General features: G+C 44.0%; 16 protein-coding genes. 6 read left to right on the top strand and 10 right to left on the bottom strand.

Features of this window, described 5'->3' with window-relative positions; translation table 11 throughout:
* Positions 1-16 precede the first annotated feature (16 nt).
* The 5 genes from RAH45_RS04675 to RAH45_RS04655 all read left to right on the top strand — a co-directional run bounded on the left by RAH45_RS04675 (position 17) and on the right by RAH45_RS04655 (position 4,366).
* On the top strand, positions 17-868 hold the full coding sequence (locus RAH45_RS04675) for an RnfABCDGE type electron transport complex subunit B (RefSeq protein WP_306495617.1): 852 nt from the start codon (positions 17-19) through the stop codon (positions 866-868).
* Between the two features lie 65 nt (positions 869-933).
* Positions 934-1,629, top strand: a complete 696-nt coding sequence (nth, locus tag RAH45_RS04670) for an endonuclease III (RefSeq protein WP_306495616.1) — start codon at positions 934-936, stop codon at positions 1,627-1,629.
* A 509-nt stretch (positions 1,630-2,138) separates the two neighbouring features.
* Positions 2,139-3,305 carry a methionine adenosyltransferase gene (metK, locus tag RAH45_RS04665; RefSeq protein ID WP_306495615.1) on the top strand — a complete coding sequence of 389 codons (1,167 nt, stop codon included), beginning with the start codon at positions 2,139-2,141 and terminating at the stop codon, positions 3,303-3,305.
* Between the two features lie 216 nt (positions 3,306-3,521).
* Entirely contained in the window at positions 3,522-3,818 is a 297-nt protein-coding gene (locus RAH45_RS04660; protein WP_102077162.1) for a DUF3144 domain-containing protein, read from the top strand.
* 218 nt (positions 3,819-4,036) lie between these two features.
* Entirely contained in the window at positions 4,037-4,366 is a 330-nt protein-coding gene (locus tag RAH45_RS04655) for a hypothetical protein (protein WP_306495614.1), read from the top strand.
* 356 nt (positions 4,367-4,722) lie between these two features.
* Here the strand turns inward: RAH45_RS04655 and RAH45_RS04650 are convergent, their stop codons facing one another.
* The 7 genes from RAH45_RS04650 to RAH45_RS04620 all read right to left on the bottom strand — a co-directional run bounded on the left by RAH45_RS04650 (position 4,723) and on the right by RAH45_RS04620 (position 15,726).
* Entirely contained in the window at positions 4,723-6,372 is a 1,650-nt protein-coding gene (locus RAH45_RS04650) for a BCCT family transporter (protein WP_306495613.1), read from the bottom strand.
* A gap of 132 nt (positions 6,373-6,504) precedes the next feature.
* Entirely contained in the window at positions 6,505-7,755 is a 1,251-nt protein-coding gene (locus RAH45_RS04645) for a PQQ-dependent sugar dehydrogenase (protein WP_306495612.1), read from the bottom strand.
* A gap of 205 nt (positions 7,756-7,960) precedes the next feature.
* Positions 7,961-10,558, bottom strand: coding sequence for an ATP-dependent chaperone ClpB (clpB, locus tag RAH45_RS04640; RefSeq protein WP_306495611.1), 2,598 nt, complete (start codon positions 10,556-10,558; stop codon positions 7,961-7,963).
* 390 nt (positions 10,559-10,948) lie between these two features.
* The gene (locus tag RAH45_RS04635) at positions 10,949-11,440 is read right to left on the bottom strand and encodes a L,D-transpeptidase family protein (RefSeq protein ID WP_306495610.1); all 492 of its coding nucleotides are present in this window, start codon (positions 11,438-11,440) and stop codon (positions 10,949-10,951) included.
* Positions 11,441-11,643: 203 nt separating this feature from the next.
* Positions 11,644-12,435 carry an SDR family NAD(P)-dependent oxidoreductase gene (locus RAH45_RS04630; protein ID WP_306495609.1) on the bottom strand — a complete coding sequence of 264 codons (792 nt, stop codon included), beginning with the start codon at positions 12,433-12,435 and terminating at the stop codon, positions 11,644-11,646.
* Between the two features lie 223 nt (positions 12,436-12,658).
* Complete coding sequence (locus RAH45_RS04625; protein WP_306495608.1) at positions 12,659-14,383, bottom strand: AMP-binding protein; 1,725 nt, start codon at positions 14,381-14,383, stop codon at positions 12,659-12,661.
* A gap of 209 nt (positions 14,384-14,592) precedes the next feature.
* A complete protein-coding gene (locus RAH45_RS04620; RefSeq protein ID WP_306495607.1) occupies positions 14,593-15,726 on the bottom strand; it encodes a DNA topoisomerase IB in 1,134 nt (377 codons plus the stop codon).
* Positions 15,727-15,976: 250 nt separating this feature from the next.
* Between RAH45_RS04620 and RAH45_RS04615 the strand changes: the two genes are divergently transcribed.
* Positions 15,977-16,372: a GNAT family N-acetyltransferase gene (locus tag RAH45_RS04615; RefSeq protein WP_306495606.1), complete on the top strand. Its 396-nt coding sequence runs from the start codon at positions 15,977-15,979 to the stop codon at positions 16,370-16,372.
* Between the two features lie 123 nt (positions 16,373-16,495).
* Here the strand turns inward: RAH45_RS04615 and RAH45_RS04610 are convergent, their stop codons facing one another.
* From RAH45_RS04610 to RAH45_RS04600, 3 genes are all read right to left on the bottom strand, one after another.
* On the bottom strand, positions 16,496-16,780 hold the full coding sequence (locus RAH45_RS04610; protein ID WP_191691384.1) for a pyrimidine/purine nucleoside phosphorylase: 285 nt from the start codon (positions 16,778-16,780) through the stop codon (positions 16,496-16,498).
* A gap of 212 nt (positions 16,781-16,992) precedes the next feature.
* Positions 16,993-18,088 (bottom strand): peptide chain release factor 2 gene (prfB, locus tag RAH45_RS04605; protein ID WP_306495605.1). Its coding sequence is split into 2 segments (ribosomal slippage): positions 16,993-18,015 and positions 18,017-18,088, totalling 1,095 coding nucleotides; the frame shifts between segments, so codons are not numbered across the junction.
* A gap of 116 nt (positions 18,089-18,204) precedes the next feature.
* Positions 18,205-18,906: an HAD family hydrolase gene (locus tag RAH45_RS04600; RefSeq protein WP_198328058.1), complete on the bottom strand. Its 702-nt coding sequence runs from the start codon at positions 18,904-18,906 to the stop codon at positions 18,205-18,207.
* Between the last annotated feature and the right edge of the window lie 38 nt (positions 18,907-18,944).

Here is an 18,944-nt window from a genome sequence, read left to right as displayed (position 1 = left end):
AAAGGTTTTACATTAAATGCAAAGCACTACCAGTAACAACAGCAATCTTATCCGTCTCGCCAATTTGCCTATCTTGTTCGATAGCTTGGACCTAGAGCGCTTGCCTGCCGCAACCCAAGCAAAGATTGCGCGTATTGATGCCTGCCTACCGCAAACCCAATGCGGGCTTTGTGACCATGCCGATGGCTGCTTGCCGTACGCGGTGGCGATTGTTATTGATAATGAACCTTATAATAAATGTGTGCCCGGCGGTCAGCCGGTGACCGATGCGATTGCGCAAATCATCAATCAAGATAGTAGCGATACACAACCACTTAACGCTGAGCCGTCAAAATGGCCGATAGATGTAAGCTCGCAGCGTCCAGTAGAAGTGCGCGCGGTGATTCGAGAAGATGATTGTATTGGCTGTACCAAATGTATCCCCGCCTGCCCTGTTGACGCCATCGTCGGGACTGGCAAGCATATGCATACTATTTTTACGGACTTATGCACGGGCTGTGAGCTATGTATCGCGCCCTGCCCAGTTGATTGCATAGACTTAGTCACCGTTGAGCGTACCCTATCGACAGCTGAGCGCACGCTTGAACAAGAGGATTTACGCCAACGTTATCATACGCATTTAAGACGCGTGAGTAAGCAGCTAGCGGATAGCAGCAATAGCAAGCCGGTGGTCAGCATGGTAGAAGCCAAGCTAAATAATGCCGCTAGTCAATCGTTAAATATCAGCGAAGAACAAGCAAAAAATACCATTGCCGCAGCAAAGCTACGCAGTAAAATCAAGAAGTTAGAAAAGCAGCTGAGCGTGCGTCCAAATGAGAGCAAACAGACGGAGCTTGAAGCATTACAAGCTGAGCTTGCCCAACTTTAATAACCTATCTCTAATTTTGAATAACCAATGAATAAAATAATGAATAAAACAGTGCTAACAATACCATGAGTAAAACCGTTAAACATAAAACTGCCGATACCCCGCCATCGAGGCGCATGCCCAATCGTGATGTGCGGCCGTTTTTTGAAAAATTGGCAGCGACGATTGATGAGCCAGTGACTGAGCTCAATTATAACAGCAACTTTGAGCTGCTTATCGCCGTCATATTATCGGCGCAGGCGACCGATGTTAGCGTCAATATTGCCACCAATAAGCTTTATCCGGTTGCCAATACGCCTGAGTCCATTTTGGCATTAGGCGAAGAAGGACTAAAAGCGTATATTAAGAATATCGGTTTATATAACGCCAAAGCCAAAAATGTTATCAAAACCTGCCGTGACTTGATTGAGAAGTTTGATAGCACCGTTCCTGATAATCGTAAAGACTTAGAGTCTCTAGCAGGCGTTGGGCGTAAGACGGCAAACGTGGTGTTAAATACCGCCTTTGGACAGCCGACGATGGCGGTTGATACCCATATTTTTCGCGTTGGCAACCGTACAGGACTTGCTACGGGTAAAAACGTCTTAATCGTTGAAAAGAAACTGCTCGAACGTATTCCCGATGACTTTATCGTAGATGCGCATCATTATCTGATTTTGCATGGGCGCTATACTTGTCAAGCTCGCACGCCAAAATGCGGCGCGTGTCCTGTTTATGAAGAATGTATGTTTAAAGACAAAGCCAAGTTTTTAGAGTTATAGTTTAGAGTTAAAAATTGAAGTCACCGTTTAAAACCATCATTTTAAACATTAGGGTATATATGATGCTTTTCATATCCACTGAAAATTGCTCATAACAAAACGAACCTACAGATAGCATGCTACTTAACGACTATAGGCGCATTGTTGAGGTTTACTTATCGTATAACAAGCGAAGCTCACTAGAGTTTTGTCACGTTTCGAGTTAGAATAAGCCTATTTTTAGCCTGATGCGCCAGACTAATCATCTCTTATATCGTCAGGTAATAAACCCGTTACAGGTAAATGCTTAGTATTAATTATCATTTATGCTAACGCATGGAAACTGGCTAAGCTGAACCATATTTTTAAAACCTATTTAGTAAATACCTTTTTTATAAACGAATTTAGCAGCACCCATTTATCAAAGATTTAACGCCGAGCAATTGATTTGTTTGGTCAATATTAATTAAAGCAGCGCTCAGACGTTATGCTTTTTCCTATCTTTATTGATTCAATTAAGCGATCCCATTATGCGCGAATACAACTTATTTACCTCAGAATCTGTGAGCGAAGGTCATCCTGACAAAATGGCTGACCAAATATCAGACGCTATTCTTGATGCCATTTTACGTGAAGATTTACATGCGCGCGTGGCGTGCGAAACACTGGTTAAAACTGGCGCGGTCATCTTAGCAGGCGAAGTGACCACGACTGCCAATATCGACGTCGAGCGTATCGTCCGTGATACGGTAAATGGCATTGGCTATCATCACTCAGACTTGGGTTTTGATGGTGAGACGTGTGCCGTTATTAATATGCTCGGTAAGCAGTCGCCAGAAATCGCTCAAGGGGTCGATCGTAACAGCCCTGAAGAACAAGGTGCAGGCGACCAAGGCTTGATGTTTGGTTATGCCAGCAATGAGACTGAAGTATTGATGCCCGCGCCTATCGAATATGCGCATCGCTTGATGGAGCGTCAATCTGAGCTGCGCCGCGCTGGTGAATTGCCTTGGCTACGTCCCGATGCCAAAGCGCAAGTGACACTCAAATACGACGGTAATAAACCGATTGCCATTGATGCCGTGGTGTTATCAACGCAGCATGATCCAAGCATCTCACAAACCGATTTGCAAGAAGCTGTCATGGAATCGATTATCAAACAAGTACTGCCAGCAGACTTATTGCATGCTGGTACGCGCTATCATATCAACCCAACTGGCAAATTTGTCATCGGTGGTCCTGTCGGCGATGCTGGTTTGACTGGTCGTAAAATTATCGTCGATACTTACGGCGGTATGGCGCGTCATGGTGGCGGTGCCTTTAGTGGCAAAGATCCTTCAAAAGTCGATCGCAGCGCTGCCTATGCAGTACGTTATGTGGCCAAAAATATTGTCGCTGCCGGTATTGCCGATCGCTGTGAAGTACAAGTCAGCTACGCGATTGGCGTTGCTGAACCGACTTCGATTTCAATTAATACTTTTGGTACTAATAAAATCAGCAACGATGAAATCATCAGCTTGATTCGTAAGCATTTTGACCTACGTCCTTATGGCATCACGCGTATGCTCAATCTATTGCAGCCGATGTATCAGCAAACCGCAACCTTTGGACATTTCGGTCGTCAAGGCTCTGAAACTGCCTTTACGTGGGAAAAAACGGACAAAGCAGAAATTTTAAAAGCCGATGCAGGTTTATAAGACTGTTTACTTGTTTCCATTTTTTAGATGTATTCGGTCTTTATACTTATCAAGTTTAAAGACCGCCATGATATATTCAAATTTACTTACCATTCTTAGGAGTCGCTTATGTCTCAAGACAATATGCCAGACAATGCTCAAAATGACGCGCTAAACGACGCTTTAAATAATAGCCAAAATGACGAAATTGATACCGCTCTTGAAATCACTCCTGAAATGCAAGCGTTCTATCAACGTGCTGACGAAATCATTGGCGTCGCCAATAGTCAACTGGGCCCTAACGCTCACTCAGGTCAAGTCGGCGCGTCATTGCTGTATGCAGCAGCGCGTTATAGTGCGTCGGTTGCCTCGATTGGCTTTGTAAAAGGTGATGATTTTGCTAAAGAAAAAGACGATATCGTTGAGTTTTATACCAAACAATATCGCCAAATGTTAAGCGACAACTTGACCGATTACGCACAAAACTTTGATAAATATGTGCAGCTTAATAAAGAGGATAAACCTGCCCAGTAAGTTTATAAAAGCTCTAAGTTTATAAAAGCTCAGTCAAGAAACGTATAAGAATTAATATCAAAAGCCCAAGCCTTCGTAGCTTGGGTTTTTTGTTACTCTAATAATATGCTTATTAAATATCAGCGACGAATTAAAAAACGAATAGCACATTTGCTTTTTGTTTGAAACTGGCGTTTAATGCAAAAATAAATGATAAAAACGATATAAGGATATTTATTATGCGCGCGCTCTCTACTTTCAAACTTACAGTCACCATAAGCTTTATGCTAGCTTTAGCAGGTTGTAACAATATTAGTTCTAACTCAAACCCGATGCCTGATAGCACGCCCATTCAGCCGCCCGCCTCTAACACCAGTCAACCCCCAAAAGGCCTTATAGCACAGTGTCCAACCTTTGACCCTGCAAAAACCATGTGTACAGCGCAATACGATCCGGTCTGCGTAAAAACGCAAGTCGGCTCGGTGATAAGCTATCGTACGGCGGGCAATGCCTGCTCAGCTTGTAGCACCCCTGAAGCCGTCAGCTATGTCAAAGGTGAATGTTTATAGTGACAGTGTGGCTGTAAAATTGTCGTTGTGAAAATTACCAGTTTAAAACCTATAAATTATTAAATGTCCATAAAAAATCCTAAGACAACGATGCATCTTAGGATTTTAAATGACAATTATTATATTGTGTTTTTAAGTAAGACCAACGGCAGCTAACTACATTATTGGTTTAATAAAAATGATTTTAAAGCCGATATTTTTAGAACCGCTAACAGTAGGTTCTCTTTAAATCAATCAGTGCGACTGGGATGAATTTTGCGTAGCCTCTGTGATAGCGGCAAGCAAGAAAAATTTATACCAGTTGCACGTGCTAACTCACGTATCTATTGATTTCAAACCGACTATACGCAGCTTAATTAATCACCTTTAACAATTTTAGGCGGACCTTTTAATAAGTCCTCATCGACAAACTCACTGGCCGAATTATGGTCAGCTGACTCATCGGTAATATAACGCTGCTGATTGCGATATAAGATAAGTCGGTCGCGGCTCATACCGCGCAGTAACGCATACATCATCACAAAGATGACCAACGCAAAAGGTAGACCTGCCACAATAGCCGCCGCTTGCAGGGCATCTAAACCGCCCGCTGCCAATAATATGGCGGCAATCAAACCTTGCATCAGCGCCCAAAACAAACGCTGGATTTTGGGTGGATTGGTATCACCGCCCGCCGTCAGCATATCGATGACAAAACTGGCTGAGTCTGATGAGGTCACAAACCAAAGGACAATCATCACCACAATTAATAAGGTAATCGGTTTGGTCAATGGATAATATTCAACCAGCTTAAAGATGGCACTACCGTAATCGGCTTGCACTGCCGCGACCAATCCTGGGCTAACTACCTCAGGATTCATGCCTGCGAGCAGCTCCATCTGTATCGCCACACCGCCAAAAGTCGTAAACCAAAAAAACAAAATCGTCATCGGTATCAGCAGCACGCCAAATACAAACTCACGAATGGTACGTCCACGGCTGATACGCGCAATAAAGACACCGACAAATGGCGACCAGCTGACCCACCATGCCCAATAAAATATTGTCCACGCGCTTTGCCAATCGGTATTACTATAGGCTTCGCTCCACGTCGACAACGTGACGATGTTTGCCAAGTAGTTGCCTACGTTTTCTATAAAACTGTCAAAGATATATAGCGTCGGGCCCAAAATTACCATAAACGCCAATAAAATACCGGTCAGCCCCATATTAATATCACTAAGACGTTTGATACCTTTATCAAGACCGAGCATCAGTGAACCACAAGCTAATGAGGTCACAAAAGCAATGATGATAAACTGTATCGTTAAAGTAGAGGGAATACCGAACAAGCCTTCAAGACCTGCGTTAATTTGCATAACGCCAAGACCTAAAGAGGTCACGACCCCAAACATGGTGCCAAACACGGCTAAGACATCGACCGTATGCCCCCATTTACCATAAATCCTTTGTCCAAGAATAGGATAAAGGGTTGAGCGTATCGATAACGGCAAACCACGGCGAAAGTGAAAGTACGCAAGCGACAGCGCAACAATGGTATAAATCGCCCATGCATGCAGCCCCCAATGTAAAAACGACAGATTCATCGCTTGTTTTGCCGACTCTAAGGTTTCTGCCTCACCAAGCGGCGGCGCCATAAAGTGATATAAAGGCTCAGCCGTCCCCCAATACACCAGTCCAATCCCGATGCCCGCCGAAAAAAGCATCGCAATCCATGAAAATAAGCTGTATTGCGGTCGCTCCGTCTGTTTGCCTAGACGTATATCACCGTAGCGACTGGCAGTCAGATAAATACAGAATACCAACGCCATATTAAACAAGATGATAAACAACCAGCGGAATTTTTCGGCGATAAAAGCCTGTAAGAAGCTAAAAAGGGCTGCTGCCGTTTCAGAAAATAACGAACCAAAGATAATAAAGCCGACGATTAAGACACTTGAGGTAATAAACACTGGTTTATTTACCTTTGGAAATGGCCCAAGTTTACTTACTTTTACTTCGTTCATTCGCTAAACCCTTAAATTTAAGAAAGGCTACCTTAACAAACTGCGCCCTGATTATCAATTTACTACAAGATAAGGGCGACTAGACTCTTTTATTAGTAATACGACTCGCAGTTTAACTAGTTATTTAAATAGCTATCGAGGTAGCAATTGCAGCAGCCTACCTTTATCGCCATCTTCTAACAACCACACTTGCCCATCGACAGTTAACACACTACGAATTCGTTCACCCATATCATAGCGGTAGCGTTCGGCAGCGTCGTTATTGTCATCAAGCGTAACGACGATAAGCGCTTTTGAGGATAAGCCACTGATAAGCGCATTACCTTGCCACGCTGGAAAATCATTATATTTACCAGTCTGATAAATGCTCATCGACGACGGTGATATTACAGGTGTCCAAGATATTTTTGGCGCAGCGAAATCAGGGCGCGTATCATGATCAGGGATATCCGTCCCGGAATAATTGCGTCCGTTCGAGACCACGGGCCAGCCGTAATTATTGCCTTTTTCTATCAGATTAAATTCGTCACCACCGCGCGGCCCCATTTCATGCGCCCACAGCCTACCTTTATCATCGAACGCCATACCAAGTATGTTACGATGACCAATCGTCCAAAATTGGGTAGCAATATCGCTGCCATTTTGTGCAAATGGATTATCGGCTGGCACTGAACCATCAGGATGTAATCTGATAATTTTACCCAAATTCACACTCATATCTTGTGCTGGTGTTTTTTCTTGACGCTCGCCTGAGCTGATATATAAATACTGCCCGTCAGGTGAAAAAAGCAAGCGATGGCTATAATGTCCTTGTCCTTTTAGTTTCGGGGTTTGCTCCCAGATGGGCGTTATGGCTTGCAAGCGTGGCGCGTCAGTATCTAAGCCCGTTAACGTCGCTTTGATAACTTTTGCCCCAAATTTATTACTATCTGCGCCTGTGCCCGCCTCGACATAGCTGATATAGATATTATTAGAAGTAGCAAAATCTGGCGCAAGAATGATATCGCCAAGTCCGCCCTGCCCGCCATACGCCACTTTTGGCACACCATTAACGCTTGTCTTGACACCTGTTGCCGTATCAACAATCAAAAGCTCGCCTGCTTTTTGGGTCACCAACAGTTTGGGTGGCTGACTATGAATGCGAGGTAATGCGGTCATTGCCCAAGGCTCGTCAAAGCTAGCAACCGTCTTGGTTGTAAAGGTAGGTTTTTCAGTATTGGCTAGGGACTCTTCGACAGAGGCTTGTCCTTCTTTATACTCGGTCAAATCGTTATTGGTATTGACAGCGGCAGGATTGGAGCACGCAGAAGCACTAAACAGCAGTGATGTCATGACTAAGGATAATAGTAATGGCGTATTTGTTGATTTTTCATAGGTTATCATCCTGATTTATCTCCTTAGTTTTGCCGTCTTTTTATGTGCCTTATCATTATTTATACCATAATCAAAGCGCGCAAACGGTAAATAATATTGGCACAAAAAAAACCCCTTACCTGCCTATATAAGATATAGAGAAGTAAAGGGTTTTTAGGTTTATACCATTCAGCAAATGATATTTAACCAATGGACGTTAAAACGAACGTTTATTTTAGCTCATTCTAAGCTTATCAAAGGTCAACTCATCATCAGCGCCGACATCGATTTTGATGATATCGCCTGGGACGAAATCACCGGCCAACAGTTTCAATGATAATGGGTTTTCGATCTCTTGCTGAATAGCACGTTTTAGTGGACGCGCACCATACACAGGATCATAACCCACTGCGACCAATTTATTCATCGCATCTGCCGACAGCACGATATCCATCTCACGCTCTTGAATACGTTGACGTAAACGATCCAATTGAATATCGGCAATACCTGCCATCTGCGACATACCAAGCGGATGGAAAACCACAATTTCATCAATACGGTTGACGAATTCTGGGCGGAAATGCTGCCCGACCGACTCCATGACTTCCGCTTTGATATCCTCGTAGCTCTCACCGACCATTTCTTGGATTTTATGCGAACCCAAGTTACTGGTCATAATAATAACGGTATTTTTAAAGTCGACCACGCGGCCTTGCGAATCGGTCAAGCGACCATCGTCTAGCACTTGTAGCAAAATATTAAACACGTCAGGATGCGCTTTTTCGACCTCATCAAACAATATCACGCTATAAGGCTTACGGCGTACCGCTTCGGTCAACGTACCGCCCTCTTCATAACCGACATAACCTGGAGGCGCGCCCACCAAACGGCTAACGCTGTGTTTCTCCATGTACTCACTCATGTCGATACGAACAATTGCATCCTCACTATCAAACAAGAAGTTCGCCAGTGATTTGGTCAACTCCGTTTTACCAACACCCGTTGGCCCAAGGAACAAGAACGAACCTGAAGGACGATTCGGGTCGGACAAACCAGCTCGGCTACGACGCACCGCATTGGCGACAGCTTCGACAGCTTCATCTTGACCGATGACGCGCTCATGAAGCTTTTCTTCCATTGCCAGCATCTTGTCACGCTCGCCTTGCATCATTTTGCTCACTGGAATACCAGTCGCCGCTGCTACAACTTCGGCGATTTCGTTATCCGTGACTTTATTACGTAGCAGTTTTACACCGCTATCTTCACCGCTTTGCTCTTTTTGCTCTGCCAAATCAGACTCGTGAATACGGCGCTCAAGTTGCGGAATGGTTTCATACTGCAGCTTACTCATGGTCTCGTAGTCGCCTTCACGACTGGCTTTATCATAAGCAATACGCGCTTTATCCAGCTCGTCTTTTAGCTGCTGACTGCCTTTAACGAGCGCTTTTTCTGCCTGCCAAATCTCATTAAGATCCGCGTATTCTTTTTCTAACTCTTCAATTTGGCTATCAAGTACTTTACGCTCTGCTTGCGCGCCTGCGTCTTCTTCGTTTTTGAGTACTTCACGCTGCATTTTTAACTGAATTAAACGGCTATCTAGCTTTCCGAGTGCTTCAGGTTTGCTGTCCATCTCCATACGTAGGCGACTTGCCGCTTCATCGATCAAATCAATTGCCTTATCTGGCAATTTGCGATCGGTAATATAACGATGGCTCATGCGCGCTGCCGCAATAATCGCGCTGTCTTGGATATCGACACCGTGATGCAACTCATAACGCTCTTTTAGACCACGCAAAATCGCAATAGTGTCTTCAACCGTTGGCTCATCGACCAATACTTTTTGGAAACGACGCTCAAGGGCGGCATCTTTTTCGATAAATTGACGATACTCGTCCAAGGTCGTTGCACCGACGCAGTGCAGCTCACCGCGAGCAAGCGCAGGTTTTAGCATATTGCCTGCATCCATCGCGCCTTCTGACTTACCGGCGCCGACCATGGTGTGCAGCTCATCAATAAATAAGATGACATTACCTTCTTGCTTCGCCAAATCACTCAGAACTGCTTTGAGACGCTCTTCAAACTCACCGCGGAATTTTGCCCCCGCAATAAGCGCGCCTAAGTCTAACGACAACACTTCTTTACGGCGTAGTCCTTCTGGCACATCGCCATTGATAATTTTTTGCGCCAAACCTTCAACAATGGCGGTTTTACCCACACCCGGTTCACCGATGAGCACAGGGTTATTTTTGGTACGACGCGATAACACCTGAATGGTACGGCGAATCTCTTCGTCACGACCAATCACCGGATCGAGCTTACCAAGCTCCGCCTGCTCAGTTAAATTAATGGTATATTTATTCAACGCATCACGCTGATCTTCGGCGTTTTGATTATTCACCGTTGCATCACCTCGCAGTTGCTCAATGACCGCTTTTAGCTTACTTGCCGTCACCCCAGCACTTTCAAATATCTTTTTGGTGTCGCCTTGCTCAGCAAGTGCCAACATCACCCATTCAGTGGCGATAAAATCATCGCCCTCTTTTTGCGCTTGGCGATCGGCCAAGTTCAAAATCTTCACCGAATTTGGGTTTAGATTAACGTCACCAGTTGGCTCGCTAATTGTCGCCTGATTGTCAAGCGCTTTTGCCACGCCATTTTTTAATGCTGGAATAGACGCGCCGGCTTGCTGACAAATAGATAAGTTAGACTCATCTTGTAGCAATACGGCCAGCAAATGCACAGGGTCAATCCCAGTGTGGTCGCGACCTAGCGCCAAACTTTGGGCTTCTTGAATCGCTGATTGCAATTTTTGGGTAAATTTCTCGAATCTCATAGTGTGTCCTTTAATCATTAATAGTCGTTTGTATCTGCTAGTCGCTGCGGCTTTTTATAAGTATTCAGATGCCGCAAGCTTTTCGTTGTTATCTATATAAGGTTTGTTGAGTAATATTTCAATGTCATTTTAACTATTGTCAATAGTATTTATTGACTTGTTGGTATAGAACTATGCAGCACATATATGAGCAGAGGTAGAATCTGCAAAAAAAAATTAAACCTTACTCATAACAATGATATAACGTTAAAGTATTAATAGGCACATTTATAAGAGATTTCAAGAGAAATTAGTAAAGAAAAATTAGGAAGTCTTGAGGCTGTACGGACACAGAGAAATATATTTTAGCGGACGACTAAAACAGTTAAATGCGGGAAATTAACAAACTATTTATTCTACAATTTCGATCGGTGTACCAACCTTTACCGCAGCCATGATTTCATCCATCTCATCATCGGTCACGGCTATACAGCCTTCCGTCCAATCGCGTTGCTGGTTCAGTAGACCCAATGCACCAAAACCGTTTTTTTGCCCATGAATCATGATATCACCGCCAGCACTGACACCTCGCGATTTGGCTCGGGCTTTATCGGTAGTATTTGGATAACTTATGTGGATAGAGCGATAGAATTTAGATTTTTCATTTTTATAATCGAGTGTATAGCTGCCAACAGGGGTACGCTGGTCGCCTTGTTGTTGCTTATGTCCAATAGGATTACCACCGAGCGCAATGTGATAAGACTTAATCACCTTATCATCACTTAGTAGCTGCAGGGTACGAGCAGATTTATCGACAAAAACTTTATCAACCACAATATTGTTAAGCATGGCTTGTTTGTTCTTTGAAACACCCTCAGCAGCAACGGCACTCGTGCTAGTCATGATAGCGAAGCTAATACCCATGACAATAAATAACCAAGGTGAATATTTACTATTTATATTGAAAAAAGACATAGCTTTTGCTTCTTAAAGGTAAACGTTCATTGATAAAATCATCTTTGATAAGAGAGCAAAAGACTATGCCAAGTTTATGCAAACGTTATAAATTAAACTTAAATTTGCTGCAATCAAAATCTAAAATCACCTTACACCATACGAATTGCACCATCTAGGCGAATCACTTCACCATTTAAGTAAGCATTATCGATAATATGTGTGACCAATTTAGCAAACTCACTAGGGTTGCCCAAACGCTTCGGATAAGGCACGCCTGCTTCTAGCTGTTCGCGCGCTTTTTCAGGGATAGTCTCCATCATCGGCGTGGCAAAAACACCAGGAGCAATCGTCATGACGCGAATACCGTGACGTGCCAGCTCACGCGCTAGCGGTAAAGTCAAACCAACGACGCCCGCTTTCGATGATGAATAGCTTGCTTGCCCTACTTGCCCATCAAAAGCCGCGATAGATGCGGTATTGATAATGACACCATTATCAGCATTCTTCTCTGCGTCGCTTTCTGTATTATTGCCGTTCGCCACGCGCTTAGCAATACTGGCCGCCACCAAACGCGCGACGTTAAAAGAACCCACGAGGTTGATATTAACCCCGCGACTAAAAGCATCAAGATCCGCTGGGTTATTTTCGCGATCAAGCAGCTTTTGTACGACGGCGATACCTGCACAGTTAATAGAACCTTGCAGACCGCCAAATTCTTTTTCAGCCAACTCAACGGCCGCTTGCACCTCATCACCACTGGTCACATCACAACGTGCAAAGCGTACATTATCACCCAGCTCATTAACCAAAGCTTGCCCAGTTGACTCGTTCAAATCAGCAATGATGACCTTGCCGCCTTGACTCACGATAGCGCGAACCACTGACTCACCTAAACCTGACGCACCGCCAGTAACCAAAAAGCTGTGTTGTTCAATTTGCATAATTATTCCTTTAATCGAGGTTTTTACTGGTATTTTTTAAGCTAACCATAATGAATTCACTGTAAAATAGATACAGTGCGACTGGGATGAATTTTTCGTAGCCTCTGCGGTAGTAGCAAGCAAGGAAAATTTATACCAGTCGCACATAACTATTAGCGTAACGATGTTATCTTGAATGGACTATACTTTATTGTCTTAAACGGCTATCGATGTTTTCAGTACTTTATGCCGCTGACAAACTGCGCAACAAGAAACGCTGGATTTTACCGCTTGGCGTTTTTGGTAGCTCCGACACAAATTCAACCTCACGCGGGTAAGCATGAGTTGATAGACGTCTGCGGACCAAGTCTTGAATCTCTTTAGCAATCTCATCCGTCCCTTTAATACCTTCTTTTAACACCACATAAGACTTAATCGTATGACCGCGCACCTCATCTGGCACGCCAACGGCGGCGGATTCTGCCACTGCCTCATGCTCAAGCACGGTATTCTCCACATCTGTCGGCCCTACGCGGTAGCCTGCCGTTATAATAATGTCATCATCACGCCCCGAAAACCAATAGCTGCCATCGCTATGACGCTCGACCACATCGCCAGTCAAATAGTAATCATCCACAAAGGCGTCTTTTTCATTCCAGCTATAACCGCAGAAATAAAACGCTGGCGATTGGCTAACCACTACGGCAAGCTGTCCTTGTTCACCATCAGGCAATACTTGCATGTCATCATCCAATACGACGAGTGTGTGACCCGGTAGCGCCATGCCCATCGAACCAGTAGGACATTCATGTGCTAATGCATGGTGCGCACAGCAGGTCATACCCGTCTCTGTTTGGCCGTATTGGTCCTTTACTTGGCAGTTCAAATACGCCTCAACCCAATTAACCACTTCGGTATTTAAAGTTTCGCCTGCTGAGTTGGCACAGCGCAGTGATAAACGGGCGCTAGCATCGTCATGTGATTTCTCAAACACACCGCTCGATTTCATCATCCGAAACGCCGTTGGCGAAGAGGCCAAATTGGTAATATTATGACGAACCATAAAGTCGCGGGTATTGGCAGCATCAAAGCCCGCCTCGTTAAAGTAAGTCGTGACGCCCATCAATAAAGGCCCCGTAATCGCGTAATATAGCCCATACGCCCAGCCGGGATCGGCCATATTCCAGTAGTTATCATCAGCGCGCAAATCAATCGCATAGCGCATATACAGATAAAAAGCAGATAGCGCTGATAACGGCACACTGACGCCTTTTGATTTACCGACCGTACCCGAGGTAAACATTTGCAAAAACGCTGTATCTTCATTGAGCAAAACCGCCTCTAGCGTTTGCGGCTGGGTCGCCATCATCTGAGCACAATTATCATCAGCCCATTTGCTTTCACTATCAGCTTGCGCATCATTCTGACTGCCCACCATGACCATTTTGGTCTGCTCGGCTAAGTCTTCGAATTTACTGCGGTTATCAATATTGGTAAAAACCACTTTGGTATTGGCTTTATCCATGCGGTATTTAATCGAATCATAGCCAAAAGCGGTAAATAGCGGTTGATAGACTGCGCCAATCCGCCAAGTCGCTAGTACGATGGTGAGTAGCTCAGGGGTACGCGGTAGCATGGTCGCCACTTGGTCGCCAACTTGTACGCCGTAGGATGTTAATAAATTGGCCACTTGCGCACTGGCTTGATCAAGCTCTGCAAAAGTCATGCACGTCACATTACCAGCCGTATCTTCATGCACTAGGGCTAGATTATCGCCGCGCCCGTCACGCACATGACGACCGCAGCAGGCCATATAAGCATTTAAACGGTCATCTAAATGCTCGCCATAGATTTCTGCCAATAACGCATTCATATCAAAATTATGATAGTAATCGTTGTAGCTCGTTGGTGTGTGGGTAGTATCTTTAGTAGAGTTTGCGGACGAATGATTGGAAGATGTGGTGTTCATAAGCTAATCCTTTAGCAATAGAGAGTCGCTGACGATAGACGATATCAGCACTTTATTAGAAGTCAAACAGTCCTATCCTAGTCACTATTTGCTCTTATGGTTTGCGCATATAAAAATGCGTATACTCTATTAGTAACGCATTTTTATATTTATATCAATACATAACGTATCATTTTCATAAATTAATACGAGTTTTGCTAAAAAAAAATTTATTGGATAGCATTTAAAAAGCCTAGCAGCGCTTTCTCTTCACAGCTTTGATATTGCTTGGTACGGCCACGGCGCGCTTGTTTATAACACTCAAAAAACTGCCCTGCTAAAAAGCGCTCAATAATAATAGGATTGATATAAGACGCTCGGCAGACAGCAGGTGTATTGCCAAGCTCTTCTGCGACTTCTTTGACCATATCAACGATCAGCTGCTGGCGCTCATTACTATTAGGCTCACTGGCTAATATTTCTCTGCCATTCGAGCTCTGCAGCTCGTCGTACAAATAACTGGCCGCAAGGACGCTTGCCATCCAAGTACGAAAATCCTTGGCGCTATATACATTGCTGCTGTATGTCTTGCCCTCACTATAATGACCGCCAGTATGCGACCGTATATAGTCATTGATATCGCTACTATCGACGACTTGCTTATCACCATTATCATCCAAATATTTAAAAATCTGATAACCTGGCAGCTCAGAGCAGGCTTGTACAATCTCAATTAAGCGCTCGTCTTGCAGTTCAATATGATGCTCTTTGGCACTTTTCCCGACAAAATCAAACGCCAAGCCATTATCCGTTTCGCTGACGTGCTTGCTGCGTAAGGTGCTTAAGCCATAGCTTTTATTCATCTTCGCATAGCGGCTATTACCGATACGAATTAAAGTGGTTTCCAGCAATTTAACCACGGCGGCTAGTACATTGGCGCGTGATAGTGGCGCTGCCTCCAAGTCTTTTTCGACTTGCGCTCGCAGATTTGACAACGTTTCAGCAAAGCCTATCATCGCTGCAAACTTAGCATTGTCTCGCACGCGATTCCATTCAGGATGATACAAGTACTGCTTGCGCGCTTTATCATCGCGGCCTGTCGATTGCAGATGACCTTTATCATCTTGGCATATCCAAACCTCTGACCACATTGGCGGTATCACCAATGCATCAAAACGCTGACGCAACGCTTTATCTTTGACCGTTTTGCCGGTGGCGTCTTTATAAGTAAAGCCGCGGCCCCAACGCCTACGCGTAAACCCTGGCTCATCATCGCTGACGTAGCGTAAATTGGCCAAGCGCGCCAAATGTTCATAATCATGGCGTACGTCTTGCGTGGTCGTTTGGTCATCTAGCTTCGCCATAAAAAATACTCAATTAATCAAATAGTCATTTTAGGATAATGAATTGCGACTATTTTTGCTGTTTATTTGCCACAAGCAAAGTGTAATCGATGTGTAAAACACCGCTTTGAAAGGTTCTAAACGATGAGATTTTAAGCCATAATTCGCTGAACACCACAACTTAAGTCAAATAAATATAATGACAAATACTTTGATAAAAATAGCCCAGTTATTTATAGCCCCATTGTCTAAAGCGGATTACGACGCTTGGTTGAAATTGTGGCAAAATTATTTAACCTTTTATAAACCTCGTCTGCCGCCAAGTACCACAGAAAAGACATGGCACAACCTACTTGAAAGCGATGTGCCGATTTATGGCTTTGGTGCGTGGCAGGACGACAAGTTAGTAGGTATCACGCATGTGGTACTACATCCCAATACTTGGAATACGACAGAATGTTGTTACTTAGAAGATTTATACGTTAGTGATGCGGTTCGCGGGCAAGGCGTTGGACGCGCACTGATTGAACAGGTGTATGAATTTGCCAATAACAAAAACTGCAACCGTGTTTATTGGACGACGCAAGAAGACAATGCGACGGCACGCAATCTCTATGATGTAATCGCTACTCAAACTGACATGGTGCAATATCGCAAAGACTTATAACTTTGATTGGCTCTATGTTGTCAGTCTACTATCTTTAAATTTATTCAGAATAATACGCACAAAAAAACGCCAAGCGTTAAGCACTTGGCGTTTTTTTACGACACAAATCTAAACTAAAAATGATTATTTACCATAAGTACATAAATAAGCACTTTCAACGTCTACTTTTACTTGAAACTTCTGGTTGGCTTCAACGGTAAATTGCTCGCCCGCATTAAAGGTTTGCCACTCATCACTTTCTGGCAGTTTTACCGTCAATGCTCCACTGACTACGCTCATGGTTTCAAAATCGCTAGTACCAAACTCATACTCGCCAATTTCCATCACGCCAACAGTAGCTGGCAGGGTTGCCGTTTGAAAGGCGATAGAAGTCACTTTATTATCAAAATAGTTATTAACGCTTGGCATAATTTTCCTTAAGTCGTTTCGTTTAAAGTCTGATTAGTGATTAAATAGCAGTAATAGGCTATCTATAACAGCATAGCAATTTAATAAAGAACACTCGGCTCTGTTGTTCGTAAACTCTCAAAGTCGCTCGTTTATCTTTATTAAATCGCCTTTATAATATGCTATTGCTGTTCCTTTTATGTATAGCAGTCGATAGTATTTATGGACTAAATTTACAGCCCAGCTTTTAAGCTTGCTACGATAAATTGTTCGAGGTCACCATCGAGTACCGCGCCAGTATTAAAGGTTTCAACACCAGTACGCAAGTCTTTGATACGCGAGTCATCGAGTACATAAGAGCGGATTTGACTGCCCCAACCGACATCAGATTTATTATCCTCGACCGCTTGCTGGCTCTCCATACGTTTTTGCATCTCAAGCTCATACAACTTGGCGCGGAGCATTTTCATCGCCGTCGCTCTGTTTCCATGTTGGCTACGCTCGTTCTGACACGTGACCACCACGCCACTTGGCTCGTGAGTAATACGCACCGCAGAATCGGTGGTGTTCACGTGCTGACCACCCGCGCCTGATGAGCGGTAAGTATCGATACGCAAATCGGCTGGATTGATATCAATTTCAACGTTGTCATCGATTTCAGGCGATACAAAAACGGCGGCAAAGGAAGTATGACGACCATTATTACTATCAAATGGTGACTTACGCACTAAGCGATGCACGCCAATTTCGGTACGTAACCAACCAAAGGCATAATCGCCTTTAATCTCAATCGTCGCTGACTTAATGCCAGCGACACTACCTGACGATACTTCGATAACTTCGACTTTAAAGCCATGAGATTCGGCCCAGCGCGTGTACATCCGCAGCAGCATTTCCGCCCAATCTTGCGCTTCGGTGCCACCACTACCCGACTGGATATCCAAGTAGCAATTGTTCGGATCCATCTCACCGCTAAACATCCGGCGGAACTCTAAATCCGCAACGCGTTTCTCCGCATTGTCGAGCTCTGCTTGCACATCAGCAAGTAAGGATTCGTCTTCTGCTTCTACTGCTAAATCAAGCATGGCAGCGGCATCTGCTAAAGTCATTTCAAGCGAAACCACAACGTCGATGACGCCATCAAGCTGACTTTTTTCTTTATTAATCTTGGTCGCGCGCTCTGGATCATTCCATAGTTCGGGGTTTTCCAATTCTAAATTGACTTCCTCTAAGCGTTCTTGCTTGCCGTCGAAGTCAAAGATACCTCCGCAAATCCTGTCCACGCTCAGATAAATCTTTGATACGTTCTTGATACGGATTGATTTCCATAAAGTTTCCTGTCTTTTTAAATAAATATTTTACTGATATGGCGCTATTTTAAATGAGATTGATGCTAAATAGTTGGCTAATTAATACTGCCTTTATATTAAATAGCTATAGACCAGCTAAATCGTCCAATCTTCTACTGCCCAGCGATGGGCAAGCGCGTGCGCATGTAGCGCATCATCGGGTGACACGCAGATAGCCACATCCGCCCATTCGAGTAATGGGATGTCATTTTTGGAATCTGAATAGGCATAAGTTTTATCAAAAGTGATACCCGCTAATTGCTTTTTATTAAGCCACTTGTCTAGATGGTAGATTTTACCTTCTTTAAAATTGGGCTTATCGGTTAATTTACCGGTATAACGCTCGTTTTGTATCTCAAGTGGCGTCGATAGTACATTACTCTCTTCAATACCAAAACGCTTAGCAATCGCCGACACTACAAAATCATTGGTGGCAGAAATAATCACCACGTCGTGACCCTGCTCGACGTGATGACAGAGCGCCTCCATGGCTTTTGGGCGAATATGCGGCTCGATTTCCGTCTTAATATAATCTTCGCGTAGCTCATGCAGTCTGTCCATCGGTAAGCTACTTAAAAATTGCGCGACAAATTCATTGTATTCGGTCGCATCGAGCGTACCTTCGATATAATCTTGATAAAACTTTTGATTGGCGGTGCGATATTCAGCTTCGTCAACCAGATTATGCTTGACGATATACTCGCCCCATAGGTAATCGCTATCGACATCGAGTAACGTATGGTCTAAATCAAAAAGTGCCAACTCTTTTGGAGCTTGTCCCGCTTGTGTTGCCTGCATAATGGAGCCTTGTTTTTATTAATTAAAGGAATGATTTT

The organism is Psychrobacter sp. van23A (genome assembly GCF_030845275.1).
GTDB lineage: Bacteria > Pseudomonadota > Gammaproteobacteria > Pseudomonadales > Moraxellaceae > Psychrobacter > Psychrobacter faecalis.
This window is presented reverse-complemented; position numbering and strand designations above follow the sequence as displayed.

What these genes read in the sequence shown, in the direction of transcription:
- RAH45_RS04635 (WP_306495610.1), bottom strand. Translation starts at nt 11,440, where the DNA reads ATGACTAGCACGAGTGCCGTTGCTGCTGAGGGTGTTTCAAAGAACAAA.
- RAH45_RS04660 (WP_102077162.1), top strand. Translation starts at nt 3,522, where the DNA reads ATGCAAGCGTTCTATCAACGTGCTGACGAAATCATTGGCGTCGCCAAT.
- RAH45_RS04630 (WP_306495609.1), bottom strand. Translation starts at nt 12,435, where the DNA reads ATGCAAATTGAACAACACAGCTTTTTGGTTACTGGCGGTGCGTCAGGT.
- RAH45_RS04600 (WP_198328058.1), bottom strand. Translation starts at nt 18,906, where the DNA reads ATGCAGGCAACACAAGCGGGACAAGCTCCAAAAGAGTTGGCACTTTTT.
- RAH45_RS04650 (WP_306495613.1), bottom strand. Translation starts at nt 6,372, where the DNA reads ATGAACGAAGTAAAAGTAAGTAAACTTGGGCCATTTCCAAAGGTAAAT.
- RAH45_RS04675 (WP_306495617.1), top strand. Translation starts at nt 17, where the DNA reads ATGCAAAGCACTACCAGTAACAACAGCAATCTTATCCGTCTCGCCAAT.
- RAH45_RS04655 (WP_306495614.1), top strand. Translation starts at nt 4,037, where the DNA reads ATGCGCGCGCTCTCTACTTTCAAACTTACAGTCACCATAAGCTTTATG.
- RAH45_RS04645 (WP_306495612.1), bottom strand. Translation starts at nt 7,755, where the DNA reads ATGATAACCTATGAAAAATCAACAAATACGCCATTACTATTATCCTTA.
- metK (WP_306495615.1), top strand. Translation starts at nt 2,139, where the DNA reads ATGCGCGAATACAACTTATTTACCTCAGAATCTGTGAGCGAAGGTCAT.
- nth (WP_306495616.1), top strand. Translation starts at nt 934, where the DNA reads ATGAGTAAAACCGTTAAACATAAAACTGCCGATACCCCGCCATCGAGG.
- RAH45_RS04625 (WP_306495608.1), bottom strand. Translation starts at nt 14,383, where the DNA reads ATGAACACCACATCTTCCAATCATTCGTCCGCAAACTCTACTAAAGAT.
- clpB (WP_306495611.1), bottom strand. Translation starts at nt 10,558, where the DNA reads ATGAGATTCGAGAAATTTACCCAAAAATTGCAATCAGCGATTCAAGAA.
- RAH45_RS04610 (WP_191691384.1), bottom strand. Translation starts at nt 16,780, where the DNA reads ATGCCAAGCGTTAATAACTATTTTGATAATAAAGTGACTTCTATCGCC.
- RAH45_RS04620 (WP_306495607.1), bottom strand. Translation starts at nt 15,726, where the DNA reads ATGGCGAAGCTAGATGACCAAACGACCACGCAAGACGTACGCCATGAT.